The following is a 12,156-nucleotide window of genomic DNA, read 5'->3' as shown; positions in this document are numbered from 1 at the left end:
TTGCATCTTAGAAAGCCTTTTCAACATATTAACCTCTTAATCTTACATCTTAGTCACAAAATGTTCATATTTCTTTTTTGATCTTTTATACTTAATGTAAACGCATACAAGGGGGAATTATTTATGATTACTTTTCTTGCCTCTATCGCACTTTTAATTATCGGATATTTTACTTACGGCAAGTATGTAGAAAAAGTATTCGGCGTTAAAACGGCGAGAGCAACTCCAGCATATACCCATTCTGACGGAGTCGATTATCTGCCAATGAGCACACCGAAAAACTCATTGATCCAGCTTTTGAATATTGCAGGTACAGGGCCGATTTTTGGTCCAATCATGGGAGCACTTTACGGACCAGTCGCTTTCATTTGGATTGTTATTGGCTGTATTTTTGCAGGTGCTGTTCATGATTATTTAACAGGGATGATCTCCATCCGCAACCGCGGTGCCCATTTACCAGAGCTTGCGAGCAAGTTTCTTGGTAAAGTAATGAAACACGTTGTTAACGCGTTTGCAGTACTTCTTCTGTTACTAGTCGGAACTGTTTTCGTTTCTACACCAGCAGATCTTTTATATGTACTTTCAGATGGAAGCGTTGCTTTATGGATTATCATTGCAGCCATTTTCTTATACTATGTTTTGGCTACTTTACTGCCAGTTGATAAAATTATCGGCCGCTTATACCCTTACTTCGGGGCACTTCTGATTATTAGTGCACTAGGAGTAGGAATTGGTCTAATTGTAACAGGTGCAAAAATTCCTGAGATTTCATTATCAAATTTCCATCCTGACAATTTACCAATCTTCCCGCTGATTTTCTTTACGATTACTTGCGGTGCATTATCTGGATTCCATGCAACACAAACACCTATTATCTCTAGAACAACTCAAAAAGAACAGCAAGGCCGTAAAATTTTCTACGGAATGATGATTGCTGAAGGTATTATTGCTATGATCTGGGCAGCTGCTGCGATGAGTATGTTTGATGGTTACAACGGTTTAAGTGACATGCTTGCAAATGGTGGTCCTGGTGCTGTTGTTTCAGAAGTTTCAACAACACTTCTTGGCGCTATCGGCGGTACACTTGCCATCTTAGGGGTTGTCGTTTTACCAATCACTTCTGGAGACACAGCTTTTAGAAGTGCTCGTATGATTATTGCTGAGTATATCAACATGGCGCAAAAGAAACTTTCTTCTCGCCTTTGGATTGCACTTCCACTATTCGCAATTTCTGTTGTTCTTACGCAAATTGACTTTAACATCCTGTGGAGATATTTCAGCTGGGCTAACCAAGCAACGGCCGTTATTGCATTGTTTGTAGGAGCAATGTATCTATATATTGCGAAAAAGAATTATTGGATCTCTTTAATACCAGGAACATTTATGCTCGTCATGGTATGGACCTATATTTTAAATGCACAGATTGGATTTAATCTTCCGATGAATATTTCATGGATCGTATCTGCTGTAGCGTCCACAGTATTAGTTGTCCTTTTCTTTAGAGCAGCGAAAAAAGCGCGGGCCAATAATCTTCCGCTTGAGATTGACATCTCTGATTATAATAAAAATATCGCATCATAAAAATTGCTTTAGAAGAAGGGCACGTGCAGAAAGCATGTGCTCTTTTACCTTATAAGGAGGAATTGAAATTGAGGATTTTAGTTGTTGGTGCAGGAGCGATCGGCGGTTATTTTGGCGGCAGACTTGCTGAAAAGGGTGAAGATGTAACGTTCTTAGTAAGGGAGAAAAGAAAGGAATACCTTGATCAGCATGGGCTTTCGATTGAAAGTGTGAATGGCAGCATGCAGCTTGCTCCTAAAATGATTTTAAGCGGAGAAAAAGCTGATCCATTTGATATTATTTTGCTTTCTGTGAAATCCTATCACCTCGATCAAGCCGTCGTGAGTATGAGGCCTTATGTTGGAGAACATACATATATTCTTCCCCTCCTAAATGGGATCGCTCATCTTGATTTATTGCAGGATGCTTTTGGAAAAGAGAAAGTCCTAGGCGGTTTATGCTTTATTGAAAGCACGATCGGCGAATCTGGAAATATTGTTCAAATGAGTCCACTTCATGAGCTTGTGTTTGGACCGCTGCCTTCAACAGAACGTGCAAACCTGCCTCAATTAAAAGAGGTATTGTCAGGCACGAAGGCAGAGATCCGCTACTCTGATTCGATTGAACAGGAGATGTGGCACAAATATGTGTTTATTTCTGCCTTATCTGGTGTGACTTCTCTCTTTCGCTCGCCTATTGGTCCGATCCGAGACGATCAGAATGGGCAAAGCGTTATTCAATCTGTCGTAGGGGAGGTTACTGAGATTGCAAAAGCGATAAACGCTCCCTTGGCAGATAATCTGCAGGAGATCGTTTTAACTAAACTGCAAATACTTGGTTTTCAAATGAAATCGTCTCTTCAGCGTGATATGGAAAAAAACCTTCCAACTGAAGCTGATCACTTCTTTGGATATTTGCTGCAACAAAAGAATTCATATACCTCTTCACCTGTCCTTTCAGCAATTTATTCAAATATCACCATTTACGAAAAGTCACTTTAAAGCTAAAAAGCAGCAGGATCACACTGCTGCTTTTTACTTTTTTCACCTTTTTTATTTGTTCTCATGTAAAATATGACATGTCAGTCAATTTTTATAATCGCTATAAAGTACGTTTATCAAGATAAATCAAGATAGGAGGACAATTTTGATTGGATTAATCGTAACTTTAATTATTATGGTCATAATATTTGGTTTACTTGGATGGGCAATTCGATATAAAGAGGCTTACTTTCTATTATCAGGGTTTGCCACTATGACCGAGGCTGAACAAAAAGAGTTTCTGGAGAATAGATATCCTCAAAAGGTCGGCAGCATGCTGATCATTACAGCAGTTGGAACACTGCTGCTTCTGCCTTTACTCTTTACTTCATTCCCGTATGCAGCTGAGATTATTTTTGGCTACACTTTGCTCTTTATATTTGGAGGTTTTATTTATCTGTCAAAATATGAACTAAAGCATAAACGGAAAAAAAGCTATATTATTAGTATTTCCTTATTTGTTCTAGTCGTTGGAGGGGTGAGCGCATTAATGATTTTTACTTACCAGGATTATGAAGTAACCTTGGATAATGATCAGCTTGAAATTACCGGAATGTATGGACAGCAGTTGCCAATTGATGACCTGAAATCAGTGGAGCTTCTGGATGAAATGCCTGAAATCGAATTTAAAACAAACGGTGTTGGAGTTGGAACATTGGCTAAAGGGCATTTCAATGTAAAAGGTTATGGAAATAGTTTGCTCTATATTCATAGTGATAGCTTGCCAATTATCTTAATCCAAACAAATGAAAACCCCATCTTTCTAAACAATCAATCTCCATCTGTCACAAAGGATTGGTTTAACAAGCTTCGTAAGTACTTGCAATAAAAACCCCGTGTTTTCACGAATATTTTTTTGGGAATGATATAGTTATGAATAGATCAAGTAAAATTGGGAGGATAACCATACATGTCATACATACTGTTAATTGCAGGCTTTGCTCTGTTAATTTTTGGAGCCAACTTCTTTGTAGATGGTGCTTCTAAAATTGCAGGCTTTCTTAGAATTTCCCCTCTTTTAATCGGTTTAACCATCGTTGCTTTTGGAACGAGTTCTCCGGAGGCTACAGTTAGTATTTTAGCAGCATTAGATAATAGTGCAGATGTCGCGATTGGAAACGTTGTTGGAAGCAATATTTTTAATATTACCCTCGTTGTTGGACTAACAGCCGTTATTTTTCCTTTACAAGTTGAGAGTACAACAATAAGAAAAGAAATCCCATTCACTCTGCTGGCAAGTGCTGCTTTATTTATTTTTATCAGTGATGTTCTTCTTGACGGCGGCTCTGCCAATGTTATCACCAGAAGCGACGGATTCATTCTATTGCTCTTTTTTGCCGTTTTTCTCTACTATTTGTTTGAAGTGGCCAGAAAAAACAGAACAGAAGCACCAGCTGATCACGTTAAACCAACTTCTGCAGTCTGGCTAAAACAGATTGTTTTCACCCTGCTCGGCCTTGCGGCAATTATATTTGGCGGCGATCTTGTTGTCAGCAGCAGTACTGAAATTGCTTATTCCTTAGGGATGAGCCAAACATTAGTCGGATTAACCATTGTTGCAATTGGTACCTCTCTTCCTGAGCTTGTTACTTCAATTGCTGCAGCGATAAAGAAAGAAAGCGAAATTGCGCTAGGAAATATTGTTGGAAGTAATATCTTTAATATTTTGTTTGTGCTTGGTGCTTCGGCTTCCATCGCACCACTGCCTGCAGACCCGAAAATTTTCATTGATATTACCATTATGATACTGTTAACCGTTGTACTTCTTATTTTCTCTCGTTCTCATTATAAAATTGGCAAATTCGAAGGAATTATATTAGCAGCAGCATATATCATTTATCTCGTTTATATTATCATGAGAAATTAGATGAAAAGCCGGTTCAGCTGAACCGGCTTTTTAAATACAGCTTTATAACTCAGCAGTTACTGCTGGATCTGGTTTAGCATCCAATTCCCTTAAATGAATGATCAGCGTCCGTTTCCATAATTGATAACAAAGCAGAAGGAAAATACTCAATCCGCATACTGCAAATAATAACCAGACAGGCACACTCTCAAGCAATGCACCAAAGATAATAAAACCAAGCGGTGTCATTGCACTTGCACCCATCTCCATAATGGACATAACTCTGCCTCTATAGGAGTCTGGTGTGCTCTTTTGCAGTAAAACCATTACAGGCATATTGATCAGCATAACAAAGGTCGATAGCAGGAGCACCAAAATGATTAAGTAAATAAACACAAAGTTATTCGAAATGGCACTTAATCCGGGCATACTCGGAATTCCCAGCAATATTAAAACAAGAGATAATGCAATCATTCCGCCGATAATGGCATTCTCTTTCTTTTTCATCTCAGGGCGTGAAGATAAGAATATAGCCATAATAAGCATTCCTACAGACAAAGAGCCTTCAATAATCCCTAATTGAAAAGGTTCCATCCCCTTAACCGTCAGAACTAAATATGGCATTGCCACTGGGAATACAGCAAACCAGAAGTTAATCCAAATACAAACAAGAATGAGATTAAAAATAAACGGCTGATTTTTCACATAAACAAATCCGGTTTTCATATCTTCAAAGAAATTATTGTGTTCATTTTCCTCTTTTTTCTCGGCAAACAAATGATAGTTAATGAGAATACTGGCAATCCCAGATACGGTAAAGGCGATGATGTTAATCATCATAAAAAAAGGCAGCGTCATAAAGCCGAATAATACTCCGCCTAATACTGGACCTAAAATCGTCGATAATGATGCTGCGGCTTGATTGAGTGACATAGCTTTTTGTAAATGATCTGGACCAATCATATTGTAGATGGATGAGGTCACTGCTGTAGAATAGAAGGTGTTGAGGGTACTTAAAACTGCTGTCGCCGTATAGAGGAGCCAAATTTCAGGAAATACAAAGTGAAACAGCAGCAAAATAATCGTTAACCAAATGGCACAAGCAAAGTCTGAAATGATGATGATTTTTTTGCGGTCAAGCCTGTCACTAAGCGCTCCAGCCACCGGGGCCAGAAGAATACGCGGGAGAACACTCAGCATTAATGTAATCGCAAAATTTAAGCTTGATCCTGTTTCAGCAAGAATATATAAACCAATCGCAAACCCATAAAGAGAAGATCCTAAAACTGCAATCATCTTTCCAGAGACAAAAAGGATTAGATTCTTTTTGACAGCAGCATTCATTCTTTTTCCTCCTCAGTCATTTCCTCAACCCTAAAATCAAAAACATACGGTTTTCTGCCTTCACGCTCTTTAACCGTCATTTTAATGTACTTCATAATTAGTGCATCAATGTCAGCATCAAACGCTTGCTTCTCCTCCTCAGTTAAGGACAAATTCGTTCTGCTTGTTCCTTTTTTTACATCTGCTAACTCCTCCCCTTTTAAAACAAAATGGGTTGCTTTAGAGCGATAATACTTTTCCATGATTCCCCTGTTTTCTTTCGTTTCAGTGATTTCTAAAATGCCGCCATTGTACAGCTGCTGAATATGGTAATGAATACTTCCTGGCGTTTTCCCCATTTCATCTGCCACTTGTTTAGCTGTCATCTGTTCTTCAGCCAGCAGATAAATAATTTTCACTCGCAGCGTGCTGGAAATGAGCTTTTGCTGTTCTAGATTGATTTCCATTGATTTCTTTTCAAATTTCATTTTTTTCACATCCGCTTTTCTTCTTTTATGTTGAGTATTAAAGCTCTGATCCTTAGTAAACTAATAAAGATAATTAGTCTGAGTTAATCGTATATTTCAAAATTATTATATGTTCTAACTTTTTAGAATGCAATAATAACTTAGAACGAAAATTCGACAGATGTAACTCACTCATTAAAAAATGGTTCTTTTTTGAGTGAGTATGGTTCTTCATCTGAATGAACCAGTGGAATAAGCGGAGATTTTACCCTTATTGATAGAATTGAGCTATTTTGGGGCGAAATAAGAGGAGAAATTCCGGTTATATAGAATAAAATCGCTTTTTTTCTTGATTTTTGGTTAGTTAGACGGAATTCTTCCGTTTATTTAAGCCTATTTTAAGTGATTTTACGATTTAAGCGGAATTCTTCCGCCTATCTATGAAAATTTAAATTTTTGATTTTGGCAAGAAAACTTGGAACGAAAGAGTGCAAGACTCCTGCTTAGACTCAGCACATCAGCCCAGCCGGAAAGCGAATTTTAAAGTGGCATTACTTACATATTTCATTAATAAACTCAGAAACAGCAAAAAAACCAAACCATTAGACAGATGAATTCTACTAATGGTTCGGTTTTTCAATAGCTGCAATATTATAGCCTATACTTTTCTATTCCAGAAACGATGCTGGCCAATAGCCTGAATAAAGGCTTTATTAAACATAGTCAGTTCTTCTGCGTTTGTGATGCAAACAACGCCCTCTTGCTCACATACCTTTCTAGGTTCAAGTTCAAGGTCGTTTAACCCAGCAGATTGTGCAAGCTCCGCACCCTCGTTTACAAATCCAATCGGCTTAAAGTGCTTATGTGCTTGTCGAAGAAAATCTATTGCTTCTCTTTCTGTCTTTAGCTGATCGATGCTTCCTTGACCTCCGGGTACAAAAACAGCGTCATAATGAACAGAGTCCGCTGTAAGGAATGTTTGGTGCGCTTCTACTTGTTCGTTTGTTTCACTCTTCAGCATTCCTTGATGTGTACTGACAATTTCAGCTAGAACACCCTCAGTTTTAAAGGCCTTCATCACTTCCATTACTTCCTCAGCACGTACACCGTCGGCAGCAAGTATAGCCACTTTTCTAGTCTGTGGCATTTTTGCTGTATTCTCCTGACTCAATGCAGGAGAGGATGCGGTCACTTTTGATTCTTCAGCATTCTCAAGCATTGAAACGCCAACACCTTTAGCGATTTGCTCTGCCAAATACGTATCAACATGACTGAACATATTTACAACCTGCTGCCGTACGTCTTTACTTTTCACCCTGCCGACTTCAAATTGAAAGGCTCCGATTATATGCATCTTTTCAGGCTCTGTCATACTATTCCAAAAGAGTTTTGCCTGGCTGAAATGATCTTTAAAGCTGTCGCTCCGTGCACGAATTTTTCGGCCCTCTACTTTTTCCTGATAATGTACATACCCGCCTTCTTCCTCTGTGGCAGGACGAGGATCATTATTTTGCAGGGAATTCTTATGATAAGCGACTTGTCCCTTATTAATTGTCATCCGATTGTAGCCGTCGTATTGATTGTTATGGAATGGACAAACCGGGCGATTGATTGGCAATTCATGAAAATTTGGACCGCCAAGACGGATCAATTGTGTATCGGTATAAGAAAACAGTCTGCCCTGCAGCAGTGGATCATTGGAAAAATCGATTCCCGGCACCACATTGCCTGGGTGAAAAGCAACCTGCTCTGTTTCTGCGAACACATTGTCTTGATTGCGATTAAGTGTCATTTTACCAATCTTCTTAACAGGAACAACTTCCTCAGGCCAAATTTTCGTCGGATCTAAGATGTCAAAGTCAAAATTGAATTCCTCTTCCTCATCTATCATTTGAACACCCAGTTCAAATTCTGGAAAATCGCCTCTTTCAATTGCTTCCCATAAGTCTTTTCGGTGATAGTCCGGATCTTTTCCAGCTAGAGTAAGGGCTTCTTCAAAAACAAGCGAATGAACGCCAAGCACTGGCTTCCAGTGAAATTTCACAAAGCGTGCTCTGCCCTGTTCGTTAACAAATCTGAAGGTGTGCACACCAAAGCCTTCCATCATTCGTAAACTTCTCGGTACTGCACGGTCAGACATTGTCCACATGATCATATGTGCTGACTCTTGGTTATTGGCGGCAAAATCCCAAAAAGTATCATGTGCAGTAGAAGCCTGCGGCATTTCATTATGAGGCTCTGGCTTAAATGAATGAACAAGGTCAGGAAACTTGATGGCATCCTGTATGAAAAACACAGGAATATTATTGCCGACAAGATCATAGTTTCCTTCTTCTGTATAAAACTTCACCGCAAAACCTCTGGCATCTCGGACAGAATCTGCTGAACCTTTTGAGCCTGCCACTGTTGAAAACCGGACAAAAACAGGTGTTTTCACATTGGGATCTTGGAGGAAGCCTGCGCGCGTATATTCTGCCATTGATTCATATGGCTGAAAGAATCCATGTGCTCCAAACCCGCGAGCATGAACAACCCGCTCAGGAATACGCTCATGATCGAAATGAGTCATTTTCTCTCTAAAATGAAAGTCCTCCATTAACGTTGGTCCTCTGCTGCCTGCTTTTAGAGAGTGCTCGTCCTCTGAAACCTTAACACCCTGATTGGTTGTCATATATTGGCCTTTGTTATCACTGCGGAACTGCTCTAATTGTTCGTCTTTGCGATTTTCATTGCTCAATTGAACTGTACCTCCTACTATTAGCCGCCAAATATGCTGCTATGTATATTTATTTGTCCCTTACCCGTCCAATTCTTCTAATAAACAAAAAATGCAGTTTCTGATAATAGTCTCCTAAATTACTAGGTAAATTGCGTCATTTTTCTCTCATTTTGCTATAAATCGACAAATTATTTTACTATTTGAGGAATAGGGTGTTGTTAAATATTGAAAAACAATATAAAATTTTCTTAATACTTCAATAGGACGTGAAAAAATGGAAATAACAACTCATTTTTTCTTTAACCTTTCATTGCTCATTATCGTGCTCTTTTTTTCTTTGGTTGTTGCCAGAAAGCTTAATTACACTACTGTACCTAAGTTTGGAGCTTTATGCTGCGTAATGTTTATGCTTTTTATTTGTATACAATTGTCCTATAAACCTCATCCTGAATTTCATTATGATTTACGGATTATTCCAATAGCGATCGCTGGTTTATATATTGGAATTGGTCCTATTGTGGCTGTATTGGCGATTATCCTGCGAGGGTTTTATGGATTGGATGAAGGATTTCTGCTTCATACAATACTATTTACTATTTTCGGTCTCATTACTTGGTTCCATTATTCTAGTTTTTGGAAACTTCCTGCTTCAAAGAGGATCAATTATTCTATTCTAAGCACCATTATGTTCTCACTTATAAGCTTACTTGTTATCGAGCTAACCATTATAGTAGAGAATCGTTTTGATTTATGGTTTGCGTATTTGGTTTTACCAGCCTTAGGTGTTGGCATGATCGCTTATACCATTGAATTTGTTCTGCATAATGCAGATATTCAAAAAAAAGTGATTCTTACAGAGAAAATGGAAGCGGTTGAGCAAATGGGAGCTGCAATTTCACATGAAATCCGCAATCCACTTACAGCAGCAATGGGATTTGTCCATTTAATGAAGGAGCCAGCGATATCACCAAAAAAACGGATGGAATATTTATCTATCGTAAAAGAAGAACTCGAATCAGCAGAACGTGTTATTCAAAACTATTTAACGTTTTCTAAGCCATCACTTGGTTATATAGAAGAAATTCCAGTTAAAACAGAGCTTTTGAAGGTCATAAATATCTTAAAGCCTTCAGCTAATCAAAACTCAGTAGAAATTACGACGAACTTTGCCATTTTGGGCTCCATTGAAGGCGATCGGCAAAAATTTCATCAGTGTTTCTTAAATGTTATTAAAAACTCAATTGAATCCATGCCTCGAGGCGGACATATCTATATTTATACACATTATACAAAAACACATATCATTATTGAGATCGAAGACACTGGAGTCGGGATGAGCCAAGAGCAAATTCAGCGTCTCGGCGAACCCTATTATTCTACGAAGGGGTCTAAAGGAACTGGATTAGGAATGATGGTTGTGTTCAGCATTGTAAAAGCAATGAAAGGTACGATAAAGGTTGAAAGCGAAATAAATCAAGGCACCATATTTACGTTTACTTTTCCTACATACAATCACTCAAGTAAGAATGAAAGGTTTTAATGTTTCCCACAAAGGCACCTGCATATTTTAATACATACTAAAAAGGATCCGGGTGAAGTCTTGGATCCTTTTTCTTGTTTTATCCAGTTCTTCAAGCTGCTAACTTTCAAATATATTTAGCTGGCTTTCCTCAATGATTGGTAAACTTCTTTTCTCCCAAGCAAACTCAAGTATCTGCTCCTTAATATCAGGATATAGGATAATATTCTTTAAATGTGCTAAAGATATCCATTTAATATCTGTTTGATTGGAATCTGGGTATTCTGGCATCTGAGCTGTTTCTCCATCTGGGATTGTACATTCGAACATAAGGCAGATGCTATGCTGCGGACCATATTTTGAATGATTTTCAACTGGTTCATATTCGTAAACAAGAACAAGATCACCGACTTCCACTCTAGCCGAAACTTCCTCCATAGCCTCACGCCTGACTGCTTCAATAATTGTTTCTCCAGGCTCTGCACCCCCGCCTGGTATATTATAATGAACTCCATTTTCATCTTCATATTCCACTAATAAAATCTCGTTATTTTTATTAATGATCATTGCAGCAGCTCTCACTCTTATATGACTGTTCACAGCAGGCCCCCATTTCAGCTGTATTCTTGGATTCTTGTCAACTAAAATCAAGAGTTCCCTCTAATCACTTATTCGTTTTCTCTGCTAAATATTCCTTCGTCCACTCTAATGTTTTGCGGAGCCCATCTTTGTAGGGGGTTCTTGGAACTGGTCCCACTTCAGCTTCATACTTTTCCCCATTGAGAATGACAGGCTTTTCTGTTAGATACATCATCTCCTTCATTTCCCGCATGAACGGATTGAAGATTCCCAGTAAGGCAATCATCCCTGCAGATACGGACATGATCTTTTTCCTGTATTGTTCCCCCCGTAAAAGGGATTCAATTTCAATTCCTGAGATAGGATGGGCAGAAGGGATATTCCAGTTTTGATTGTAGGCTTTATCCTTAAGCGCAAGCTCAATGATCGCTTTTGCTCCATCGATTGTATATAGAAACTCTCTTCGTTTTTGTTTATTCCCTACATAAATAGCATTCTTATTCTGTGCAGCTCCTTTAATCGTTTCAAAAAGGATTGTATTAACCGCCAATGGTCCATATAAATCCGGCATATGAGCAATAATCACATCTATATCGCTGCTTAATAGCCTTTTCTCCATTTCAAGTCTAATCTTCCCCTTTTTCGTTTGCGGATTTTTTGCACTGCTCTCTTTAACATGTTGATCCTGAAAGCCATATGCATAAATATTATCGGCAAGCACTATTTTTGCTGAATGCGCCTGTGCTGCAGCCAACATATTTTCAATACATAGCGGATGCTGTGCCAACCAGTTTTGATACGGAAAGCTGACCGCATGAAAAAGAATTTCAGCTCCCTCTGCCGCTTCCATCATGTCTTCCTTTACTAGAGCATCTCCTGGAAAAATGGTTACCAAATGATTGTCATTAAGTAACGCTGTAAGTTTTTGTTCCCCTCGTGCAAAGGCAATTACCTCAATTCCTCTAGCAGTCAATTCATTTACCAGAGCATACCCTATTCCTCCAGTTGCTCCTGCTACCAATACCTTTTTCATCTTTTCATCCCCCTTTATTAACCAATGGTCAATTAATAGTAAAAAGATAGAACTGAACAATATGTCCGGT

10 protein-coding genes are annotated in these 12,156 nt (G+C 38.6%); 5 read left to right on the top strand and 5 right to left on the bottom strand.

What is annotated here, in order from left to right:
• Window positions 1-123 precede the first annotated feature (123 nt).
• From J1899_RS03890 to J1899_RS03875, 4 genes are all read left to right on the top strand, one after another.
• Window positions 124-1,581: a carbon starvation CstA family protein gene (locus J1899_RS03890; protein ID WP_066449770.1), complete on the top strand. Its 1,458-nt coding sequence runs from the start codon at window positions 124-126 to the stop codon at window positions 1,579-1,581.
• Window positions 1,582-1,649: 68 nt separating this feature from the next.
• Window positions 1,650-2,561, top strand: a complete 912-nt coding sequence (locus J1899_RS03885; protein ID WP_214477766.1) for a ketopantoate reductase family protein — start codon at window positions 1,650-1,652, stop codon at window positions 2,559-2,561.
• 145 nt (window positions 2,562-2,706) lie between these two features.
• The gene (locus J1899_RS03880; protein WP_246586578.1) at window positions 2,707-3,429 is read left to right on the top strand and encodes a DUF3784 domain-containing protein; all 723 of its coding nucleotides are present in this window, start codon (window positions 2,707-2,709) and stop codon (window positions 3,427-3,429) included.
• 81 nt (window positions 3,430-3,510) lie between these two features.
• Window positions 3,511-4,467 carry a calcium/sodium antiporter gene (locus J1899_RS03875; RefSeq protein ID WP_066449786.1) on the top strand — a complete coding sequence of 319 codons (957 nt, stop codon included), beginning with the start codon at window positions 3,511-3,513 and terminating at the stop codon, window positions 4,465-4,467.
• Between the two features lie 42 nt (window positions 4,468-4,509).
• Here the strand turns inward: J1899_RS03875 and J1899_RS03870 are convergent, their stop codons facing one another.
• From J1899_RS03870 to J1899_RS03860, 3 genes are all read right to left on the bottom strand, one after another.
• A complete protein-coding gene (locus tag J1899_RS03870; protein WP_214477764.1) occupies window positions 4,510-5,790 on the bottom strand; it encodes an MFS transporter in 1,281 nt (426 codons plus the stop codon).
• Entirely contained in the window at window positions 5,787-6,257 is a 471-nt protein-coding gene (locus tag J1899_RS03865; RefSeq protein WP_246586671.1) for an ArsR/SmtB family transcription factor, read from the bottom strand. The genes J1899_RS03870 and J1899_RS03865 overlap by 4 nt, the downstream gene beginning before the upstream one ends.
• A 637-nt stretch (window positions 6,258-6,894) precedes the next feature.
• The gene (locus tag J1899_RS03860) at window positions 6,895-8,973 is read right to left on the bottom strand and encodes a catalase (protein WP_246586577.1); all 2,079 of its coding nucleotides are present in this window, start codon (window positions 8,971-8,973) and stop codon (window positions 6,895-6,897) included.
• A 256-nt stretch (window positions 8,974-9,229) separates the two neighbouring features.
• Between J1899_RS03860 and J1899_RS03855 the strand changes: the two genes are divergently transcribed.
• Window positions 9,230-10,495 carry a sensor histidine kinase gene (locus tag J1899_RS03855; RefSeq protein WP_214477762.1) on the top strand — a complete coding sequence of 422 codons (1,266 nt, stop codon included), beginning with the start codon at window positions 9,230-9,232 and terminating at the stop codon, window positions 10,493-10,495.
• A 99-nt stretch (window positions 10,496-10,594) separates the two neighbouring features.
• On the opposite strand, the gene J1899_RS03850 is transcribed toward J1899_RS03855, so the two are convergent.
• Together J1899_RS03850 and J1899_RS03845 are read right to left on the bottom strand one after the other, a co-directional pair.
• Complete coding sequence (locus tag J1899_RS03850) at window positions 10,595-11,074, bottom strand: NUDIX domain-containing protein (RefSeq protein WP_214477760.1); 480 nt, start codon at window positions 11,072-11,074, stop codon at window positions 10,595-10,597.
• Between the two features lie 64 nt (window positions 11,075-11,138).
• Complete coding sequence (locus J1899_RS03845) at window positions 11,139-12,086, bottom strand: SDR family NAD(P)-dependent oxidoreductase (RefSeq protein ID WP_214477758.1); 948 nt, start codon at window positions 12,084-12,086, stop codon at window positions 11,139-11,141.
• Window positions 12,087-12,156: the final 70 nt, after the last annotated feature.

Origin of the sequence: Cytobacillus gottheilii, assembly GCF_018582665.1 — a bacterium.
Classification (GTDB): domain Bacteria; phylum Bacillota; class Bacilli; order Bacillales; family Cytobacillaceae; genus Cytobacillus; species Cytobacillus gottheilii.
This window is presented reverse-complemented; position numbering and strand designations above follow the sequence as displayed.